Origin of the sequence: Leptospira semungkisensis (assembly GCF_004770055.1) — a bacterium.
GTDB lineage: Bacteria > Spirochaetota > Leptospiria > Leptospirales > Leptospiraceae > Leptospira_B > Leptospira_B semungkisensis.
The window spans coordinates 260,939-282,646 of the sequence record NZ_RQEP01000005.1 but is presented as its reverse complement, the minus strand read 5'-3'; the positions used below and the strand labels follow the sequence as shown (position 1 = coordinate 282,646).

Annotated in this window: 20 protein-coding genes; 18 read left to right on the top strand and 2 right to left on the bottom strand. The window is 42.8% G+C overall.

Annotated elements, in window-relative coordinates:
* The first annotated feature begins 36 nt into the window (after positions 1–36).
* The 6 genes from EHO59_RS01490 to EHO59_RS01465 all read left to right on the top strand — a co-directional run bounded on the left by EHO59_RS01490 (position 37) and on the right by EHO59_RS01465 (position 8,803).
* Entirely contained in the window at positions 37–3,180 is a 3,144-nt protein-coding gene (locus EHO59_RS01490; RefSeq protein WP_135586402.1) for a SpoIIE family protein phosphatase, read from the top strand.
* A gap of 200 nt (positions 3,181–3,380) precedes the next feature.
* Complete coding sequence (locus EHO59_RS01485) at positions 3,381–5,441, top strand: sensor histidine kinase (protein WP_135584059.1); 2,061 nt, start codon at positions 3,381–3,383, stop codon at positions 5,439–5,441.
* A 3-nt stretch (positions 5,442–5,444) separates the two neighbouring features.
* A complete protein-coding gene (locus EHO59_RS01480) occupies positions 5,445–5,888 on the top strand; it encodes a response regulator (RefSeq protein ID WP_135586400.1) in 444 nt (147 codons plus the stop codon).
* 1 nt (position 5,889) lies between these two features.
* Positions 5,890–7,023, top strand: coding sequence for a hybrid histidine kinase/response regulator LvrB (lvrB, locus tag EHO59_RS01475; protein WP_135584057.1), 1,134 nt, complete (start codon positions 5,890–5,892; stop codon positions 7,021–7,023).
* Positions 7,024–7,088: 65 nt separating this feature from the next.
* A complete protein-coding gene (locus tag EHO59_RS01470) occupies positions 7,089–7,439 on the top strand; it encodes a CsaA family protein (protein ID WP_135584055.1) in 351 nt (116 codons plus the stop codon).
* A gap of 107 nt (positions 7,440–7,546) precedes the next feature.
* The gene (locus tag EHO59_RS01465) at positions 7,547–8,803 is read left to right on the top strand and encodes an esterase/lipase family protein (RefSeq protein ID WP_167882048.1); all 1,257 of its coding nucleotides are present in this window, start codon (positions 7,547–7,549) and stop codon (positions 8,801–8,803) included.
* A 71-nt stretch (positions 8,804–8,874) separates the two neighbouring features.
* Here EHO59_RS01465 and EHO59_RS01460 read toward each other — a convergent pair whose 3' ends face one another.
* Positions 8,875–9,375, bottom strand: a complete 501-nt coding sequence (locus EHO59_RS01460; RefSeq protein ID WP_167882047.1) for a DUF1801 domain-containing protein — start codon at positions 9,373–9,375, stop codon at positions 8,875–8,877.
* Positions 9,376–9,639: 264 nt separating this feature from the next.
* On the opposite strand from EHO59_RS01460, the gene EHO59_RS01455 reads away from it, so the two are divergent.
* From EHO59_RS01455 to EHO59_RS01400, 12 genes are all read left to right on the top strand, one after another.
* Entirely contained in the window at positions 9,640–10,920 is a 1,281-nt protein-coding gene (locus EHO59_RS01455; RefSeq protein ID WP_210413014.1) for a phosphoinositide-specific phospholipase C-related protein, read from the top strand.
* Between the two features lie 295 nt (positions 10,921–11,215).
* Positions 11,216–11,887, top strand: a complete 672-nt coding sequence (locus EHO59_RS01450; protein ID WP_135584051.1) for a response regulator — start codon at positions 11,216–11,218, stop codon at positions 11,885–11,887.
* Positions 11,888–11,945: 58 nt separating this feature from the next.
* Positions 11,946–12,398 (top strand): Spy/CpxP family protein refolding chaperone, encoded by a 453-nt coding sequence (locus EHO59_RS01445; RefSeq protein ID WP_167882046.1) that lies wholly within the window; start codon positions 11,946–11,948, stop codon positions 12,396–12,398.
* Between the two features lie 23 nt (positions 12,399–12,421).
* Positions 12,422–12,976, top strand: a complete 555-nt coding sequence (locus tag EHO59_RS01440) for an RNA polymerase sigma factor (RefSeq protein ID WP_135584049.1) — start codon at positions 12,422–12,424, stop codon at positions 12,974–12,976.
* Complete coding sequence (locus EHO59_RS01435; protein ID WP_135584047.1) at positions 12,961–13,266, top strand: hypothetical protein; 306 nt, start codon at positions 12,961–12,963, stop codon at positions 13,264–13,266. Before EHO59_RS01440 ends, EHO59_RS01435 begins: the two co-directional genes overlap by 16 nt.
* Positions 13,267–13,405: 139 nt before the next feature.
* On the top strand, positions 13,406–13,759 hold the full coding sequence (locus EHO59_RS01430) for a single-stranded DNA-binding protein (protein WP_135584045.1): 354 nt from the start codon (positions 13,406–13,408) through the stop codon (positions 13,757–13,759).
* A gap of 90 nt (positions 13,760–13,849) precedes the next feature.
* The gene (locus EHO59_RS01425) at positions 13,850–14,389 is read left to right on the top strand and encodes a phosphoribosyl-AMP cyclohydrolase (protein ID WP_135584043.1); all 540 of its coding nucleotides are present in this window, start codon (positions 13,850–13,852) and stop codon (positions 14,387–14,389) included.
* Between the two features lie 25 nt (positions 14,390–14,414).
* Complete coding sequence (gene mltG, locus EHO59_RS01420) at positions 14,415–15,434, top strand: endolytic transglycosylase MltG (RefSeq protein ID WP_135584041.1); 1,020 nt, start codon at positions 14,415–14,417, stop codon at positions 15,432–15,434.
* An 11-nt stretch (positions 15,435–15,445) separates the two neighbouring features.
* Complete coding sequence (locus EHO59_RS01415; protein WP_135584039.1) at positions 15,446–15,703, top strand: hypothetical protein; 258 nt, start codon at positions 15,446–15,448, stop codon at positions 15,701–15,703.
* 133 nt (positions 15,704–15,836) lie between these two features.
* Positions 15,837–17,510, top strand: coding sequence for an acyl-CoA dehydrogenase family protein (locus EHO59_RS01410; RefSeq protein WP_135584037.1), 1,674 nt, complete (start codon positions 15,837–15,839; stop codon positions 17,508–17,510).
* 478 nt (positions 17,511–17,988) lie between these two features.
* Positions 17,989–20,523 carry an Lcl domain-containing protein gene (locus tag EHO59_RS01405; protein WP_167882045.1) on the top strand — a complete coding sequence of 845 codons (2,535 nt, stop codon included), beginning with the start codon at positions 17,989–17,991 and terminating at the stop codon, positions 20,521–20,523.
* Between the two features lie 48 nt (positions 20,524–20,571).
* Entirely contained in the window at positions 20,572–21,033 is a 462-nt protein-coding gene (locus tag EHO59_RS01400; RefSeq protein ID WP_135584032.1) for an Lcl C-terminal domain-containing protein, read from the top strand.
* Between the two features lie 16 nt (positions 21,034–21,049).
* Here the strand turns inward: EHO59_RS01400 and EHO59_RS01395 are convergent, their stop codons facing one another.
* On the bottom strand, positions 21,050–21,661 hold the full coding sequence (locus EHO59_RS01395) for a hypothetical protein (protein WP_167882044.1): 612 nt from the start codon (positions 21,659–21,661) through the stop codon (positions 21,050–21,052).
* Positions 21,662–21,708: the final 47 nt, after the last annotated feature.

Genomic DNA, 21,708 nt, shown 5'->3' with positions numbered 1-21,708 from the left:
TATGCTTCCGAGATCGTAATTCCGGGAACGCTTGGCATGGATCCGATTTTCTTAAACTTCTACTCTTTCGGTTCGATATTGATCGCCCTGTTCTTCTCCTATATTGCCTTCTTCTTTTTAACGATCAAGGATAGAAGTAAGGCAGCCTTTCACTTGGGAGTCTGTGCTCTTACCACTGTATTTCATAATATAGGTTATACTTGGGGATTCATTTCTTTCGAAGAGAACACGATATATCACAGATTCATTACGACTACTGCACCTTTAATGAGTTTTACTCAGCTTGTAGGATTCTTTATCTATTTTCCTGAGCCTAGAAAGAAGGGAATCATTCCTGGTTTGATCTTCTATTGGCTTCTGTATGCAGGCGTGCTTTTTGTTGCGATCTTTTATGCGATAGAATGTTGGAATGCTCCGCGCTCCTTTGTTCCTGGAAGTCATTACTGGGATTACGAGGCAAATCGATTTTACGGATACTTTATATACATTATTCTATTCTACGAAGTATGTTATATGGTGATTGCGATCTGGAAAGCGATCATTGAAACCGGAAAAGAAAGACGTTCTGTAATTTATATTCTTATGAGCTACGCAGTGATTACCGTTGTTCCTGGGATCCTGAACGCACTTAGCAGGAACGGAACGGTTGCCCGAGCTACTTATCAGCAATCTTTTAACTTGGGAATGGTTACCGGTTTATTCCTGATCATGATCGTATATGTAAACGCTACGAAAGAAAGAACTACAATCTTAAGCAGGATTGTCGGAGTCTCTCTCGCAACCTTCTTCGTATGTTACCAACTCGTAGGCTATTCTATCTTAAACGGTTATGAAAATTCCTACGATGAGATGAAGAGAAGGGACAGCCAGATTTCGGTTACAGAAGGAAAAGATTTACCCGGTCTTGCGTATATAATGTCTTATGATCCCGAAGAAAATGAGTTTCATTTGACAAAAGGGAATAAGGATGCCCGCTCCAAGAAAGAGGACGAACTAGAGGTTCGTTTTTTAAGAGAGAAACTTCTTCTGAGCAATTTGGGAACTTTATCTGCGGACCAGAGGCTTAAGAGATCCGAATCCATCTTAGAAGAAAGCCCGCCCGAGTTTTCGGCGTATGCGAACGGAGTGAGGGGATTCTTAAAGAGCAAAAAGAAAGAGAGAGTAAGCGATCCAGATATGGAAGCCTACTTTAAAAATATATTCGGAAAACTGAATATAATTCGAAATAAATATTCCCGCCTCCCGAATCCTTCTAATTCGAAATCCATTCAGAGTCTATTAAGTTCGGAAGAACCAGGACTTTCTGAGACACTCTCCTTTGTTCGGGAGAAGGCTATGCAAGCGGTAGAATCCTCAAAGCCTCCAGCAGAGATTCTAAAGACGGTTCTGATTCCTCTTTCGCCGATCCATTCGCTCGGAGCTAGGATTTATCGTGGAACCAGATTGTATTCTCCCGGAGATCCCAAGCCGAAGGAATATCTCTCTTATTATTTTGTTCCGGACCCCCAAGGCAAGATTTACGAAGTAGGATTCGATTATAGGGACTATAGGCTCTTTCAGCACGAACCGTCTTTGATCCTTGTTCTTTCGATGGTTGGAACATTTATGGTGATCGTATTCGGATTTAGGTTCTTCTTCCAAAATGCGATCGTTAAGCCTATGGACGAAGTTGTAGTGGGATTGACCGAAGTGAATTCCGGAAATTTCGAATATAGATTGGTACCAAGGGTAGAAGACGAGATAGGATTTATCGCGAGATCATTCAACAAAATGGCGAGAAGCATCCAAGCGGCTCGCAAGAGATTGCAAAAATACGCAGATGAGTTGGAAGAAAAAGTAGAAGAAAGAACCAAAGAGCTTCAGGCCACTCTTGCAGAAGTCAACGAACTCAAGCAGCAGCAAGACGGAGATTATTTTCTTACTTCCCTTCTTATCAAACCTTTAGGAGCAAACAAAGCAGTCTCCGAGAATGTAAAAGTCGATTTCTTAGTAGAACAAAAGAAGAAGTTTAGCTTCCGCAGATTCAATGACGAGATCGGTGGTGATATGAATATCGCGAACCAGATCCGATTGCGAGGAAGACAGTATACTGTTTTCTTAAATGCAGATGCCATGGGAAAATCCATGCAGGGTGCAGGAGGAGCGTTGGTTCTCGGTGCTGTATGCGAATCTATTATCGCAAGAACTCGCATTGTCGAATCCATGAAAGAACAATCTCCGGAGAGATGGTTAAAGAATGCGTTCATAGAACTCCATAAGGTATTCGAAAGTTTTGAAGGCTCGATGTTAGTATCTTCTGTGATCGGACTCGTGGACGAAGAATCCGGAAGCTTATATTATATAAACGCAGAACATCCTTGGACTGCATTGTATCGAGATGGAAAAGCGAGTTTCATAGAAAACGATCTAATGTTCCGTAAACTCGGAACAACAGGTATGGAAGGAAAGATCTCTGTGAAAACATTCCAGCTGCAAACTGGGGATGTGATCATTGCAGGCTCGGACGGAAGGGACGACCTCTTACTCGGAACGGACGAGGAGGGAGGACGAATCATCAACAATGACGAGCATCTCTTCTTAAGATTGATAGAAGAAGGAAGGGCTGATCTATCTAAGATCTACGGGGCTATCAAGAGAACAGGAGCCTTGACGGACGATTTATCCTTAGTCCGAATTTCCTTCAAAGAAGAAGGAACTACGGAAAAAATCCGTGAAAAAGAAAAGATCCGCCAGTTGATGAGAAGTGCCAAAGAAAAAGCCAAGGAAAAGAATATTACGGAAGCTTTAACTCTTTTGGAGGAAGCGGATCAGCTCGACAGTCGACTTCCCGAAGTGAAGAAAGGAATATTGAAATTCCATATTCGATTGAAGAATTATCCTAAAGTAGCTCAGTACGCCGAGGAATACTTGAATATCCGACCGGTGGACAGAGAAGTTTTGTTTATAGCTTCTTACGCAGCTAGAAGAGCGAGACAGTTCCATAAGGCACAGGATTTCGGCGAAAGACTACTTTTGAGAGAGCCAACTAACGTGAGGAACTTGATCAATCTGTCATCTGTTTCTATTTCTTTGAAAAGTTTTGAAAGAGCTAAGGATTTGATCTTAGAGGCGCATCGATTGGAACCGGATAACGCTCAAGTAACAAAAATTAGAAAAATGTTAGATACTGTGGAGTTTTAAGCTCCGAAATTTCGAATATCTCTTTTTCGTTAATGAGACTTAATGCAAAAGGATTAAGTCTCATTAAACTCTTGGAAATTAATTTTGTCCAAACTGTGTAAATATCTTGCAAATCGAAGTCAAAAAAAGTAAAATGCGCGGGGCTTTTTTAGGTGGCCGTTTCATGAATTTGAAGATCGTGAGCGGACCATTTTACTTTCATGCTATCTTACAATGCAAAGTTACGAATAGGATTTATCGGAGCGGGCGTTCTCGCTTTGATCATAGGACTTTCCTCTTGGGTTAGCAGCAGAAATCTAGCCGAATCCAAGGATTGGGAATCCCATACTTTCGGAATTTTGTCCAAATTAGAGAGACTTTCCGCAGCTATTCGAGAATCTGAAATCAGTCTTCTCTCTTACTTATCCACTCGCCAAAAAATTCACGTTCAGAATTACGAAAATTCAAAGTTAGTCGCAATTGATGCTTGGAATGAGCTAAAAGAACAAACCCGCGATAATCCGGAACAGCAGCTTACCCTAGATAAAATAAACGAATCTTTTTTGAAAAGAGATCGTTTGATCCATGAGATCATGCTTCAGCAGGGTGATGTGGTGAGGATCAAAGCGTTAATCGTTCCTATCGCAGAAGATATCAAGCGACTCGCAGAAGAATTGAAGCAAAGAGAGAACGAGCTTTTAGTGGTTCGCTCTTCCGATTCGAAAGTCAAGATGTTAGTCGCAGAATGGATCTTAGCAATGTCCTTTCTGTTTAACATACTCGTTTTGATTGTACTTTATAGATTCCTAAACAATGAATATGGACTGAGGGTCAGGACTGAAAGGGATTTCTTTGAGAAAAACACTCTTTTGGGATTGATCATGGAGAATATGGCAGACGGGGTCGTTGTTTTGGACAGGTCCGGTTCCAGGATACTTTTAAACGATAAATCCGAAAGGCTCCTCGCTACTTCCGCAGATCTTTTAACACTCTTGGATAATCTAGAAGCAAAACAAGGAAAGGTAATCCTAAAAGAGGGAACTCCTGAAGAGCAGATCATACTTGCCAATGGGACCGCATTGAACGACGCAGAGGGCAAGAATCTAGGAAAAGTATTCCTTCTTTCGGACATTACATTAGAAGAACAGATCTCGAACGAGAAAGAAGCTTACATGAGAGAGATGCTCATGATCAAGACTGCTTTGGATTGCGTTTCCAGTAATATCATGATAGCTGACAACGATTTGAATGTGGTATATACGAACAAATCGGTGATCAATATGTTCCAAACCGCTAAAGAGAATATTCGCAGCGAGTATCCTAGTTTTTCTCCCGAAGCAATCCTTGGATCTTGTATAGACGGATATCATTCTCATCCGGAAAAACAGAGGGGGGTCCTCTCTACCTTCAATTCAACTTACAAGAGCTCGATCTCTATTGGAGGAAGGGAATTTAATTTAAGCGCTGACCCAGTAATCAACGAGAAGGGAGAAAGACTCGGAAGCGTAGTCGAATGGTTGGATGTAACGGAAAGAAATCGCAAAGAATCCCAAATCAATCAGCTAAACAGAGAGTTGGAAGAGAATGTTAAAAAATTAGAATATGCAAATCGCGAATTGGAAGCTTTCAGTTATTCCGTTTCTCACGACTTGCGTGCTCCTATTCGAGGAGTGGACGGATTTGCTAGGATCATGTTGGAGGATTTTTCATCTAAAATGGATCCGGAAGCAGTTCGTCTTCTTAATATAATCGCTTCTAATTCTAAATTCATGGGCCAATTGATAGATGACCTTCTCGCATTTTATCGAGTTTCTAAAGTGGAACCTAAATCGGATCGAGTCGACATGAAACACATGGTATTGGATGCGATCGAGATCATAAATCAGGAATATCAATATGAAAAAGTAAACACTCGTATCTCGGATCTACCTATCATCCGAGGAGACGGGTCGATGTTGAAACAGGTTTGGTTGAATCTTATTTCGAACGCTTTCAAATATTCTTCCAAATCTGAAAATCCGATCGTTGAGATCGGATATCTGAGCGGAGAAAGTGATAAAACTTTTTTTGTAAAAGATAATGGAGTCGGCTTCAATAATCAGTATACTCACAAGCTTTTCAAGGTTTTTCAGAGATTACATTCCAATGAAGAGTTTCATGGAACCGGAATCGGTCTTGCAATTGTTGACAGGATCGTAAAACGTCATGGAGGGGAAGTGAGGGCAGAAGGCAAGATAGGAGAAGGTGCTACCTTCTATTTTACAATACCTAATAAGGAATAGATGATGAATCAGTCGGGAAATTACGATATCCTTTATGCGGAGGACAATCCGAATGACGCGGAGCTTACGCTTCGTGGCTTTAGAAAAAATAATCTAGTGAATCAAGTTTTTCATGTAAAAGACGGAGAAGAAGCGTTAGAATTTTTATTTTCTCGAGGAAGATACAAAGATCGGGAAAATACAGGACGACCTCTTTTCGTGCTTCTTGATTTGAAAATGCCCAAAGTGGATGGCTTGGAAGTATTAAAAGAAATTAAATCACATGATCATTTGAGAACGATCCCTGTGGTTATGCTTACTTCTTCGGCCGAAGAGAAAGACATAGTGGAAAGTTATAAGTTAGGCGTGAATAGTTATATTATCAAGCCTGTGGAATTCGAAAAGCTCATCGTAACGGTATCTGAAATTGGACAATATTGGTGTATATTAAATAAATCGGTTCATTGATATGAGAGCACTTAAATTCCTTTTTTTGGAAGATTCTCCTACCGATTTGGAGTTGATCCAAAGAGAACTCAAGAAAGGAGGAGTGGAATACATTCCTCTGCACGCGCAGGACAAAGAAGAATATGTAAAAGCGATTGTCGAAGAGAAACCTGATTTTATCTTTTCGGATTTTTCTCTTCCCAATTTTGACGGGCTATCGGCTCTTTCTCTCGCTAAAGAAAAATGTCCTACGACTCCATTCATCTTCGTTTCCGGAACATACGGAGAAGATGCTGCTATCCAGACTCTAACTAGAGGCGCGACCGACTACGTCTTAAAGGATCGTCTTGTAAAACTTGTTCCCGCTCTCAAAAGAGCAATCAAGGAGATGGAGGAGCATAACGCACTCAGAAGAGCGGAAGCAGAAAAATACGAGATAGAAGAGCAACTTCGTCAAAGCCAGAAGGTCGAAGCAATGGGATTCTTAGCAGGAGCCATGGCCCACGAGATCAATAATCCTATTATGGCGATCATAGATTATGCTCAGATGATCTCTAAAGGCGATTTGGATGCTTCTAAAATCCAAAAGATCTCTTCTAAGATCAAGCAAGAAGGAGAAAGGATCTCCGAGATGGTAAAGGACCTTCTACGGTTTGCTCGTCAAGAAAAGGGAGTGTATGAGCCTGTTAGCGTTTTCAATCTGATCAAAAAGACCAGAGCGATCACGGAACAAAGATTAAAGATGAGCCTCATCCAAATGGATCTAAGTATAGATCCTGCACTTCCATTCGTTCTATGCAAAGAAGGACAGATACTGCAAGTTCTATTAAACTTAACGAATAATGCAATCGATGCGTTGAATCAACGTTATCCGGCATTCAATGAGGACAAAAGAATTTCGATCAGCGCCAAACGCGAAGAAATCGCCGGTAAGGGCTGGGTCCGTATCGCTATAGAAGATTTTGGGTCCGGAATTCCTCCTGAAGTGGGAAAATCCATCTTCAATACCTTCTTTACTACAAAGGGAGCAGAAAAGGGAACCGGACTAGGACTTTCTGTCAGTCTAGGGATAGTAAAAGAGCATGGAGGATTTCTCTCTTTTGAAAGCGCTTTAAACGAATACACAAGATTTTTCCTTGATCTACCCGCAGTCTAGAAGGCTTTTTGGAACTAACCGTGTAATTTTTTTGTCAAATGATTACCTCTTCGAAGGTTATAGATATGATGGAATCTACCGAATACAGAAACTTGGTTTCCGAAAAACCGTTTGCTGATCTCGATCTTAGGATCGGAAAAGTGGTCGGTTTTGAATTAGTCCTCGAACATGGAGAGAAGGCACACCGCCTGATCCTCGATTTCGGGGGAGCAGTGGGAGTGCGCAAATCCAGTGAGGCTCTGCCTTCTCTGGGCGAAGAGAGGGATCTGCTCTCTAAGCAGGCTCTCTGCGTATTAGATTACCCTTCTGCGAGCATCGCAAAGATGAGAGCTCAGGCGCTTTTTCTGGGCTTCATGGAAGACGAAGGCGAATTCTCTAACGAGGACGCCATCGACTTCGCACAACTCGCTAGTTAATATAAGAATTTTTGAAACTAGGCTCTGGACTGAGGGCCTAGTTTTGTTCGTCCTTTCTCTTTCCCTCTTGACCTTCTCATAAAAATCCGTATTGTTTGGCTGTTTTTATGCCTTATAAACCAACAGAACCCAGCATGAAGTTGGGAAAATTTGCAGTAAACCTCGCTAAGGATTCATCTCTCGGGATCTTGTCTGGAGTAAAATCTGCGCTCGTAGGCTCCTTTGAGTGGAGTGCAAAAAGCCTCTCTCAAATTTCGGAGACACCTCTGATAAAAGGAACCAAGTTAGAAGAGTTCCTACTCAATACTGGCAAGTCCTTGCAAGAAGCAGGGAATAAAACGGAAGAAGGTCTTTCAAAGGCATTCGAATCCACTTCGGAAGCGATGCATACTGCATTGCAGGCATTGAACGATGCAGACTCCGTAGTAAAGAAGAAGTTATTCGAGAATATATCGGTCTCTAGTATTGTAGGTGAATCCTTTGCTGGATTGGTTACCACTTCGGAGATCAAGCCTTCCTTTCGATTGGAAGGAAAAGACGTAAGAGTGCAAGAAGTCTTAGAAGATTGGAAGAAGTCCGGATCTAAGAAACCAATTCTCTGCATACCCGGATTATTCTGTGACGAGGGACTTTGGAAAACGGATTCGGAGATTTCCTTTTCCGATATCGTATTGAAAGAAGGGTATTATCCTTTTTATCTCAGATTCAATCCAGGAGCTCATATTTCCGATAATGGTTCCAGTCTTCTTGAACTCATGCGGGAGATCTTGGAAAATCCTGAAATCCAAAAGTATAAATTCGATGTATTGAGTTATAGCCAAGGAGGGCTTATCTTCCGAAGCGCATTGAATCTAGCTAAGGAACAAACATTTCCTCTTTCTTCTTATATTAAAAAAGTATTATTTATTAGTTCTCCTGACGGAGGTTCTTATATAGAAAAGGTCGGATTTTGGTTAGGCCTTGGAGCCGAATCTTTGCCGGTATTTCCGGTGCAGTTGGTTGGTTATATAGGAAACCAAAGAAGCGATGCGATGAAGGACCTTTCCCATGGTATCATCCGAGAACAGGATTGGAAGAGCGGTTCACATCTTTCTAGATATTGGAAGCCTCAGTACTTCGGAGAATTGGATGATATAGACGCCTATCAGATCTATAGCTTCGTGGCAGAAGAAGAAAATCCTTGGTCTTCTTGGATCGGTGATGGGATCGTCGAAAAGCCTAGCCTTACACTTCTTAGCGATTCCGTTTATAGAAAGAAGGAAAATCCGGACAAAAGAGTGAGGCTCTTAAAAGGACTTTCTCATTATCAGATCATGCCTTCTGCAGAATTAAGAAATTACTTCTTAGAGATTTTCGGATCTTAGAATTGGTTCTTGTAAAGGAGCCAATTCTGGGTATCTAATTGTTTAGAGCTTTATAAAGATCCTTAAGTGTCTTAGTCCACCCAATTCTTAGCCTTATACTTGTCGTAACCGATTTGAAGTGCTTCCTTTATCTGTGAATAGATCAGAGGATCGCTTTTCTTGATATGAAAACAGCTCTTTCCCTTTAAGCAACTTAAGAGTTCTTTCGGGATCTGTTTCTTCACATCCGGATCGGAATATACAGGCATAAAGTAAAAGCCAACATATCCTTTCTGAACGAGTAGAGTCGCAAAGAATACCTCCGGTTTCTTTTTTCCTTGTACAGTAATCTCTTTCTCGCTGACCAGATTGAATTGCCCGCCTGAATCTCCTCTAAGCTGTATACTTCCTTTATGGTAGGGAAGGAGAAGTTTCTTTAGCTCCGCATAAATAGGCAAAAGCTCCGGTTGTCCAGAAGACTTATCACTGTACTTGATTTCCGTTTTCTTTTTGGGAGAAGGAGCTTTCTTTAGGGAAACCTTCTTGGGAGCGGCCTTTTTGGGACGAATGGATGATTTCTTTTTTGCCGGCATACAGTGAATCGTGACTCATTTCCTTTCGAAGGCAAGTTCTTTTCTATGAATAGAATGTGTTCAAATATTATGTATTTTTAATGTATATGAAATCATGACCGAACTCTGTTTGTTTGTCTCCCTACTAATTTTGGTCTTATTTTAAATAACGAGTGTTCTCAATAAAAAATCGACTATATAAGTGCCTTATAAGAATAAGTTTGTTACAAGTTAAGGCTTAGAAATTAAGATGCATCTCAGCTAAATAAAAAAAGGTGAATGCAAATGAAGAGAAAATTAACAATACTCTCCTTCTTGTTGATTGGCTTTGCAGGAACAAATCTCTACGCGAGTAGAGGTGCAGTTACTCCAAGTCCGATCGATATCTTCGAGACGACTCCGGAAGCTAAATCTATAGCGGTGCAAAGACAAGTACAGATAGAAGCCAACTTACCGGTGCATAAGGCTCTGTTCTACGGGACTCATAACTCTTACAACAGTAAAGCGTATGCTGGTCCATTCTTCTCCTACGCTTTTCCGAATCAGATCTATTCGATCACGGATCAGTTAAGATTGGGAGCTAGATTCATTGAGCTAGATATTCATTACTACCTCAGTACGAACTTTAAATACGACTTCTTGCTTTGTCATGGACAAGCGAGTGGATTAGGTTGCAACGTTTTCGATCGTCCTGCTTCTCAAGGTCTGCAAGAGATCAGAGATTGGATTTCTGCGCCTGCAAACAGGAACGAAGTATTGGTGCTTTATTTCGAGGATTATATCGACGGAAGAGCAGATGAATTCTTGGGGATCGTAAGAGGTTATCTAGATCCTTATCTTTATAGATATTCAAGCGGATCCTGCGGAGATATTCCCAATGCAGCCAATATGCCTAAGTTAAAGGATCTGGTTTCTTCTAATCGAAGGATCTTGATGATGAGCAATGGATGTTACGACGGAGTTTGGAATCAGTATGATAAGCAGATCTTCTTTGGAAATAATACCATTCATCCACTCGATTTCAAAGGATATCCGGATTGTAACTGGTCCAGAAGCGTATACGATTCTACCATGACCAGAGTATACAACGATAGCACGAATTATTTCGGAGTATACGACGGAGCGAAAGATACCGGAGTATTCACAAACGCTAATATTGCTCAGATGCTTTCTTGCGGGATCAGCGTATTCGGTATAGATCAGTTTAGCCCGGATTTCGCAAAACAAGGACTTTGGTCTTGGGATTCTGCTGAGCCGAACAATTACAATAACAATGAGGACTGCCTCCAAGTAGTAGGAAGCGGACGCTGGAACGATAATAATTGCTCCAACGGATATCGTTATGCATGTAAGGACGGAAGCAACAATTGGGCGATCACCGATGCAAGTGGTAACTGGGCAAACGGTAAGAGCGCATGTGCTGCGAAAGGCTGGACCTTCTCCGCTCCAGTCACTCCATACGAGAACAAAAAACTCTCTGAGGCCAAAACAACCAAAGGTGTTTCGGAAGTTTGGGCAAACCTAACCGACCAGTACACCGAAGGATATTGGGAAGCAGGTAGATAATCTTTTTCCCACCAGAAGAAACTCCGGGGTAAGCCCCGGAGTTTTGTTTCATCTTTCTATAATATAACAGAATATTACTACTTACGGCTCTAATAGAGTTCGGATTCGTATGCCTTCGGGAATTTCCGGTATAATTTAGGGACATTTCCGGGCGAATTCCTCTAATAAGTTTACTCTCCATCAAAATTTTATCGTCGACGAAGTCGTACCCAGAGGGAGGATTTACGAAAGAATCAACTTATTCTGCTCGGGATTTTGACGGCAGCTAATCGGATCTAAGGGGAATTTCTGATTTATGGCACATTCTACTTTTAAAGTTTTATTCGCCGAGGACAACGAGAGTTCTGCCGAACTTCTCATTCACTTTCTAGAACGCTTTAATTTCGAAGTGGACCATGTCGTAGATGGAATGGCCGCAGAGTTGAAATTAAGAAAAGAAAGATACGATTTCATCATTCTGGATAACTTGATGCCGGTCCTTTCCGGGATCCGTTTGGCAAACAAGATCCCCGATCTGAACAAGAATACTCCTGTAGTTCTTCTTACCGCAAGTAATGAGAAAGAGGATGTAGTCAACGCAGCTCATAGCAAGCAATTGGTGGGCTATATTCTTAAGCCATTCGATCCGGACAAACTTCTTCAAAAAATAGTATCTGTGCTTAGAATTCCCGAAAGCCTGATTATAGATAAAAAGAAATTCCCCTTCTCCTTGGAGAGAACTCAAAGAGACTCCTATGGACCTGGAGTGAAACTGATAGGTTGCCCATTCCAGAAGAATGCGGAGAAGATTGCGCAAGAGATCTCATTTATCCTGAAAGAATTACCGAACCCCAGAAAATTCTTCATAGAAGTAGGAGAGGAATTCTATTATATGAAGAGATCCAACGAAATGTTGGCCTCCCTGATCACTCGTTTGGCTTCTAAATACGAAATCAAAGAAGAAGATATTTTGATCCTAAGTCCCTAATTTTTTTGGGAACCCACTTTTTAGGCCCTGGTCCCAGGTGCGTAAAGAGGAGAAACAGATGTTTCGCAAAGTTTCGAAAATCGCCGCAATCTTGTTAACGTTGGGAATGGCTACCCTTCTTACTCAAGGTTGTCATCACAAATGGATGTCCCACGAAAAAAGGGCAAATTATATCGTCAAAAAGCTTAAGTCCGAATTGGATTTAACTGACGCTCAGTCTGCGTCTTTAGAAAAGATCAAAGACGAAGTTCTCGCTAAACGCAAAGAGCTTAAGATCGGGGGACATTTTGTTCCTAAGGAATTCGTAGAAGAAATCCGAGCAGATAAATTGAACGTCGACAAATGGAACAAACTCGGAGAAGAAAAAGAGAAGAAAATGGCAGCTTTTAGAGTATTCTTCACTAAGAAAGCCACCGAATTTCACGCAATCTTAACTCCAGAACAAAGAGGCAAGCTCGCGGATCTAATCTTAAAGTTCCAAAGTAAATTCGATAAGGCTGACGAGGATTAAGTTTCTCGCTTCTCGGGGGTAAAATGGGAGAGGAAGAATTTTCCCGCTTCGTAGAAGGAACCAGGGAGATCGTCTTAGCGGCGATCTCCCGTTACTTATATGAACGCTTCGCATACGCGATCGACGACGTTGCTCAAGAGACGTATCTTCGAGCATACAAGGCTCTTCAAAAAGGTCAGTTCAGAGGAGACTCAAAACTGACCACTTGGCTTTATACGATAGCCAGGAATGAATCCATTCGAATGAATGAGAATCTGATCCGAGAAGAGACCAAGGCGGAAAAAGCTGGCAAAAGATCTAAGGAAGAAACTAGAAATTTTGCGGCTGAAAAAGAACCGGATGAGACTTTGGATCTTCCTACTTGGGAAAAAGCCAAGATATGGATCTCCAATTTACCGGATGCCTATAGAAGTGTGATCGAATATTATCTTTCCGGATATTCCGAAAAAGAGATCGCTGAGGCCTTGGGAGTTCCCGCTGGGACAGTGAAGTCCAGAGCGGCCCGAGGGAAGGAGATGCTCCGACGGATGCAAAATTCCGAAAAAAGAGAAGGAGGCGAAGTATGGGGAAAACTCTAAAAGAAAGTCTACCAATGCAAGAAGAGATCAATCAAAGAAAAGTGGACCCGAATTGGTCCAGGGAATTGGCTTCCTGCGTTATTCGCCGTTATAAAGAAGAAGAGGGAAATCGAAAAGTAGTTCGTTTTCCTGTAAGAAACGTATTGGCCGCGGCCGCCGTGCTCCTCTTGGGTGTTTCCATCGGCTGGTTCGCAGTATCCGGAGGTTCTTTGAACTCCGAAGAAGATCTGTACCATGGAGTTTCTTTGCTTCTAGACGGTGACTCTTACCTCTCAAGCTTAGAAGAATAAAGCTGCAAGGCCCTCGGTGACGGGGGCCTTTTCTTCGGAATCGGTTTTCCGCATTCCCACCTAAAATTTTACCTCAAATACCGAGCAACACTTCCTTCTTCTTACCTGACTTCTCCATATCCTTTGGAGGAAAATACCAATGAAAAATATTTCGTTAACCGTTTTGGACGGTTACCTTACCAGCGACCCGGAACTGAAGAGAACCCAATCAGGCAAGTCGGTGGCAAGCTTTACCGTGGCAGTAAACCATAACTTCAAGAAGACGGAGGGAGAAGAGCCGGAAGTCAGCTATATAGAAATAGAGAGCTGGTCTCGTACGGCCGAAAATGTGTCCGAATATTTAAAAAAGGGAAAGAAGGTCACGGTCATCGGACAACTTAAGCAGGATCGTTGGAAAAATCAGGAGGGTCAGAACCGTTCGAAGGTCAAAGTAATAGCGGACGAAGTTCGATTTGATAGCTTCGGCGATCGAAGAGAGAAAGACGCGGCTTAAACTTTTCGACGGTGGGATCTTTCGATGAGATCCGAAAGGTCCCACCTTTCTTGACGAAAAACTTCGGCTCAAAGTCTTTGTAGGAGTAGAATGATTACGGTGATATGGGCCAATGCCCAGCCTGGCAAAATTTCCAAACTGGAAAGAATGACGCAAATCTCCTGGGAACAAATGCGTAGAGAGGTTCCCGAAACCGCGCAGATCCATATAGATTGCGACGAGGACACAGTGCTGTTATTGGATTCTAGTTTTCAAGAACTGGAACTAGAGGATCTGAAAGATCAGAATCTCCAATTCACGAACGGTTTGATCCCAGTGATTACAGTCGATGCTAAAGGATTGGTACTCATGCAGGCTTTCTCCAGTCCGGAGAGTCTGGAACTGAGCCTAAAAGAATCTCTGGGTATTTATTTTAGCAGATCCAGAAATGAGATCTGGCGCAAAGGTGATACTTCCGGTCATATTCAAAAATTAAAACGGATCCGAGCCCCCAAGGACGGAAGTTTTCTTGTGTACGAAGTGGACCAAGAAGGGGCAGCCTGTCATGAAGGATATTATTCCTGCTTCTTTAGGGAGAAGGATAAGAAGGGAGAACTTCGCCTTTTGAATATTCCCTTTCTGGGAAAATGAGCCGATAGAATTAAGAGCATACGTTATGATTTTTAAGAATAAATTCGTATTCAGATCTGTTGCCTTCCTCGCAGTAATTGCTGTTCTAGGAATTCTCGCTTTCTTTGTCGTGGATGAGATGAAGGGCGGGGCAGTTGGTGCAGGCCAAGTAAAAATAGATCTTACTATAGAACCTGGAGATTCTCCCGTCAAGGTTACGGAGATTCTTTCCAAAAGTGGATTACTGAAATCTTCTACCTATTTTCTATTCTTGATCAAGGCAACCCGCTCTGCAGGAAAGTTGAAAGCTGGACTGTATGAGATCAATGACGGAATGGATGCCCGCAAGATCCTACAAGTCATCACGGAAGGAAAAGTAAAGTTGGTTACCTTTACGGTTCCGGAAGGTTATAACAACCGCCAGATCGGAGATTTATTAGTTAAGAAAAACCTAATAAAGACCAGAGCAGATTTCCTGAATGCGGCTTCGAGAACGGAACTACTTAGAGAATTTAAGATCCCCGCTACGACTGCAGAAGGGTATTTGTTCCCGGAAACGTATAGCGTGCCGGTGAATTTTCCTGCGGACAAGATCGTTCGTATGATGATCAAGAGATTCTTTTCTAGAGTGGAAAAAATTCCGAACGCGAAAGACCTCGACTCCAAAAAGCTTCATGAAATCGTAATATTGGCTTCCGTAGTCGAAAGAGAGGCCAAGAAGAACGAAGAGAGACCGTTAATGGCCGGAGTCTTCTTGAATCGAATGAAACAGGACATTCCTCTGGAATCTTGTGCTACTATTCAGTATCTTTTCGACAAGCCTCATCCACGTATTTTTGAGAAGGATCTGAAGATCGTCTCTCCTTATAATACTTATATGAACAAGGGTTATCCGCCTGGACCGATCTCCAACCCTGGACAACCTTCTATGGAGGCGGCCTTGATGCCTTCTCAAACTGAGTATCTTTTCTTCTTATTGAAGCCGGATGGGTTCCATTACTTTTCTAAATCTTTCAAGGAACATGCCGAAGCTAAGAAAAAGTACATCGATGTTCTGTACGATTAAAGAGGTTTCTTATGAGTTCTCCCGTCGATGAGATCGCTTCTGTTTCAGAGCAATTAGAACAGGTCCAAAAAGCATTGGACCTGTTTAAGGAAAAACAATCCAAGAGAGAATCTGCGAGCGAAGCTGCAATAGAATTTGTGGAAAAGGCAAGCTTAGTCTTGGATAGAGCAGAACGAAAAGAAATCTCTTTAACGGATGATCAAATCAGAAGGATCCGCAATAATCTATTAAAGATCAGATCTTCTCTCGTGAAAAACCAGTCCTCCTGACGGATCGTCATCTCCGACATTCTGTCCCATTCTTGCTCAAGACTTGGGTTCAAAAACTTAAATGACAGGTCGAAACGACCCCAGGTTATAGTATTTTGAAGCAATAATTTCCAACATCGGCAGGAAAAAAGAGATGATCGCAACCAAAGCTCCGGCGGACTCTTCGTCGGCAAAACAGGCTTTAAGCAAGTCTTCGTCAGTAATCGAACAAGTTACCAAGGCCCTCGCGGCAAAATGCAGCTCTAACGGAAAAGTTTCCGTTCCTAAAATGGATCAAAACCAGTTGGTCCAATACCAAATCGCTTGGTTGACCTCTGAACAAAGGATCGCCGAAAACTTCATCGACTATGCATGGAACGATTCTCTTGGAACAGGAGATTTGGAAAAACTCATGGCGCAAGTTTTTGCTGCCGAAGTAGTTTCTCATATTCGTTCCGAGTTTTCTTCTCGTCCTACCGAATACGGGATCAGCACTCAGGATCTGGTTTCTAAATTATTCGATGAAACCACGAACAAATTCTTAGAAGAAGCTAGCGCGATTGAAAACTACAATCATATCGCCGACCTAATCGTTTCTCTCGGACATTTCGGAGCTTACGGACTAAGCGAAGATCACGAAATGTTCCGCCAAACATTCAAACAATTTGCCGAAGAAGTGGTTGCTCCTAAGGCTGAGCATGTTCACCGCCATGACGATATCGTTCCTGAAGAGATCATCCAAGGTCTGAGAGACATGGGATGTTTCGGTCTTTGTATTCCTGAGACTTACGGTGGTCTTCAACCAAATGATAAGGCTGATAATATCTCTATGCTTGTGGTTACAGAAGAGCTTTCGAGAGGATCTCTCGGGATTGCTGGCTCTTTGATCACTCGTCCGGAGATCCTTTCTAAGGCTCTCTTGAAAGGTGGAACTGACGCCCAAAAAGAGAAATGGCTGCCTCTGATCGCTTCCGGTGAGAAGATGGGTGGTATCATGGTGACAGAACCTAACTACGGTTCAGATGTTGCCGGAGTTTCCGTAACTGCTAAGAAAGTGGACGGAGGATGGTCGATCAACGGAGTTAAAACCTGGTGTACTTTTGCAGGTTATGCAAATCTTCTTTTGATCCTTACCAGAACTGAGACTGATCCTGAGCTAAAACATAAGGGTCTTTCTATTCTTCTTGCGGAGAAGCCAAGCTTTCCGGGACACGAATTCGATTATAAGCAAGACAACGGTGGACGTATCAGCGGAAAAGCGATCGGAACCATCGGTTATCGCGGTATGCACTCTTTCGAAGTTTCTTTCGAAGATTATTTCGTTCCAGAAGAGAACCTGATCGGAATGGAAAGTGGTAGAGGAAAAGGATTCTATTTCCAAATGGAAGGTTTCGCTGGTGGAAGGATCCAAACTGCAGCACGTGCCAACGGTGTAATGCAAGCCGCTCTAGAAGCAGGTCTTCGTTATGCGCAAGAAAGACAAGTGTTCCAAAAGCCTATCTTCGAATACAATATGACCAAGTATAAGATCGCTCGTATGGCGATGATCGTTCAGGCTTCCCGTCAATATACCAATACTGTGGCTAAACTTTTGGACAATCACCAAGGACAGATGGAAGCGACTCTGATTAAATTCTACGCTTCTAAAGTTGCAGAATGGGTAACCAGAGAAGCAATGCAGATCCACGGTGGTATGGGCTACGCAGAAGAATACGCAGTATCTCGTTATTTCGTAGATGCCCGAGTCTTCTCCATCTTTGAAGGTGCGGAAGAAGTTATGGCTCTGAGAGTAATTGCAAAATCTTTGATGGACCAATACTCGGCTTAAGAGTTTCGTTTCTCTCTGTCAGAACGAAAGATCGGAGTTCTCTTAACAAAAGAGGCTCCGATTTTTTTTGCCGAGGCAGATCTTGCGTAGATTCTCTTATATTCCTCTTACTTTGTAGAATCTGTTCTGGTATTTTCGGCTTCGTACCTGGCCTCTAATCCTTTTGGACTATTTTCTAAAACGGCCCGAGCAAGAGGTCTTTCGAGGGAGATCTTTTAGATTCCCAATATTTTAACTTCGGTTCTAATTCGAAATTTTGAATGGACTAGCGGAACGTTCGTTCCAACTAAACATTGCTAGCTGTGGAACTTTAAAAAAACCAAATCTTTTCTTTTTTGATTTGTCAGATTTGCTTTTTCGAACGGAAGCTATCCACGCGCCTAGCGTAAGGGAGGTCACAATGAAGTCTATCGTCGGTCTTTTATTGTTTCTTTTCCTTTTGCTTTCAAATTGTTCTCCCAAAGGCGGAGGCAATTCCATGATTCTCCTCTTCGGTTTATTGGGAAGGGGAAGTGTGAGTCATCTTCCTTCTCCTGGACAACCGATCAATCTGAATGGAGGAGAAGGTTCTTCTACCGGTACTGTTACGGATGTGAACGGAGACGGAAAGCCGGATGGAATCTCTACTGGAAATAATGGCATTCCTGATATTCCTCTAATCGATACTAATGGGGACGGAGTTGCTGATGCAGTGGATGCAAATGGGGATGGTGTTGCAGATTACTATCTTTGCTTTCATGATGGGGTCACTACTTTAACTCTTGGACCGAATTGCACGGGTGGACAGGTCACTGTGGTTCCCGGAGTAGGTTATGATACTACGAATGATGGTGTCTCGAATCCGGACAATACCATATTGCAAAGCATTGCGAATGACGTAACTGCCCCTAGTTCTTCTATCCATCCTGGAGCAGGGACTTTTGCGTCCGCGCAGGACGTTACGATTACTTGCTCCGATAATGTGGCTCCCGGAAATATTGCTTATACTACAAACGGAGACACTCCTACGTTTTCTCCGATCCATGGCCAAATAGGCGGACCTCCTAAGGTTACCTTCTCTGTGGGGTCAGGGGGAAATGGATCCTACACGATCAAATATTTGTGTAGAGATCTCGCCGGAAATCTGCAAGCCGGTGTGCAAACTGCAGTCTTCGTGATAGACGATCATTTGCCGGATATCACCACTTCAAATTTGAATTCTCAGTATGTTAGTAATTCCAGCGGTGCGATCACCGCTGCTACATTCAATTGGTCTTCCAATCGGGATGGAACGTATACGATCCGATTGAACTCTACTTCTTGCACGGATGGAACCGTTTTAGAAGGCCCTTCTTCCGTTACGAATTCGGTTAGCAATTCTGCGAATATCAATGCGAGTTCTCTTTCTGTCGGATCGAATACGCTTAGGATTTGTGTGATTGATGCGATCAGTACTCAGACTGGCCAAAAATTGGTGGATATAACTAGGGACGATACTTCTCCTTCTGTGACTCCGAATCCGACTGCCGGAGATTATTCTTCTACCCAAAGTGTTTTCTTGTCTTGCTCCGATTCGAGTGCAGGCTGCGATAAGATCGTTTATACTACGAATAGTTCTGATCCTACAATGACTGGCTCTTCCGGAAGTATTACGAATGGGACCAAGTTTACTTCTTCTATCTCCGCTGCGGATAGCTCCATTACAGAAATACGATATATCGCAAGGGACAATGCAGGGAATGTTTCTTCTGTGGTATCTTCTACCTATACTGTGGATTCGACCGTTGCAAATGTAAGTATTACTTCTGCAAGTAGTTCCAGTTTGGTTTCTGCATCCAGTTCCGCCACGATCAGTTGGCATAGCGATAAGGGGGGAAGTTACCAGTTGCGGATCGGAGGAACGGATTGCTCCAGCGGAACAGCATTGTCTAACGGCGGTGGAAATTCCAACGTGACCGGGACAGTGAGTGCTGGAACAACGGATACGACTTCTACGATCCAAAACTCTTCTTTCAGTGAAGGAGCAAATACTGTGCGTGTTTGCGTTTCCAACCTGATCGGTAATTTCGGTTCTAGCACTCGAACGGTAACTAAGGATTCAACTCCTCCTTCGGTGCAGTCTTCTACTCCTGCGGATACGAGTACAGGAGTGGCTCCGAATCCAGGAAACATTACCGTTGTGTTTAGCGAGGACATGAAGACAGACGGTTCGAATCCTACTCTGACAGTGAATCTTTTCACAGTGGATGGAACTTCTTCTGCTACAGGCTCGACTACGAATGGGACGACCTTTACCTGGACAGATTCCAAGACTTTAAAGATCAAACTCTCCTGGATCAATTTCCCTGAGAATGTGAAGATCAGTTATACATTGAGTACTGCAGAGTTACAGGATCTTGCAGGAAATGCGATCTCTTCTTTCAGTGCGATCAGTTTTACTACTACTGTGCGTCAGAAGAATCGATCGATCGCGGATACGGGACTCACGAATTGTTATAATGCTACCACCTCGATTTCCTGCGGGGATTCCAGTTTCCCAAGGCAGGACGGTGATTTCTCGAATACTCCTTCTACCAGAAATTTCAGCGGTCCTACTTTGAATGCGACGTTTACGAGCGACGCTACTGTGAAAGACAATCTAACCAGTCTATCTTGGAGAAACTGTATTACTGGAAAAAGTTCAGGCACGACCTGCTCGAGTGGCACGAATACCACTGGGGCTTGGCTGAGCGCAGTCAACCTCTGTGCCCAGTACAATGTGATGAACTTAGGAAGCGGCTTTGCGGGTAAAACGAATTGGAGACTCCCTTCTTCCGATGAATTGGATACTCTTCCGAATTACAGTTTGGATGCAGGAACAGTGAGTAAGATTCCGAGCACCTTATTTGCGAACGCCACCAATAGTACGATTTATTGGTCTTCTACTGCGTATCTTGGAACAGGAGATAAGGCTTACTTCTTGAATGGGCAAGGAGTCGTAGGATTTACTAACAAGACTACCGCGACCCCAATCGTTCTATGTGTGAGCGAATAGAATGCAGAAGATAGAGAAGAAATTCAAAAAGGGTTCCGGGAGATTTTTATGAGAAGAGTCATCTTATTCCTAGTTTGTATTTTTGCTCTGCCAATCTTCTCGGCCCCGTTTACGGACAATGGGGATGGAACGGTTACCGATTCTGCGACTTCTCTGGTTTGGCAGCAATGTTCTTCCGGATTAAGCGGTTCGACTTGTTCTACCGGAACTGCCAGCACGTATACATGGCAAAACGCATTATCTTATTGTAATACTCTTTCTCTTTCGAGTAAATCTTGGAGAGTGCCTAGTATCAATGAGTTGAAGAGTATTATAGATAGGAGCAGGGTTGCTCCAACGATTAGTCAGACTTTCTTTCCGGAAGCATCTTCTAGTACAGCGCTTTGGTCTTCTACTACCGATATCAACTCAGGTTCCGGAAATGCTTGGAGTGTATCCTTTGCTGATGGTTCGGTTACCTCTGGCGTAAAAACAGGTACTCTAAAAGTACGATGCGTGGCTGGTCCTTAAGAGAAAGATCGAAAAATCAGCTAGCGAGTTGCTCTACAAAAGAGAGAATACTGGAGTTATCCGTATCCAAGAACTCCAAAGTTCTTTCAACAGTATGATCCAAGAAGTAGCTAGGGTTCCGATAATCTTGTAAGAAAGATCGGACCTGATCGATCTTATCTTCCGGGATCCTTCCTTCCAAAACAATTTGAGCCAGAGCATAAATGCCGAATGCTGATTTAAAAGGATCGTTTAAGGATGCGATATTGATGATCTCATCAACGTCTACTTCAGAGAAAGTAGGGATTAGATCGCTGATCAATTCCAAGGCGCCGACAGGAATTGTGCGATCCAAGGATTTTACGTAATTAATAAGAAGTCGATAGGATTGAGAGTCGCCTATGCGGGCAAGGATATGAAAGATACCGGACAACAATCGTTTATGAAATCCCCAGGACAATCTTCCTGTATCTGCCTCACGGATCGCTTGGTAGAGAAAACTCCAAATCAATTTATCTCCGTTAGTCGCTCTTTCGGCTAACTGGTCCAGCCACGAATCGAAATTAGAATTATCCGATTCTTTTCGAAGAAAATCCATTAGCTCAGTGGGAGTTTGTACAGGTGGAAGAGAGAGGGGCTTTTTCGACATGGGAACAAGCTACTCGGTTTTAAAAGTCGTTTCCAGCCTTTTTCGAG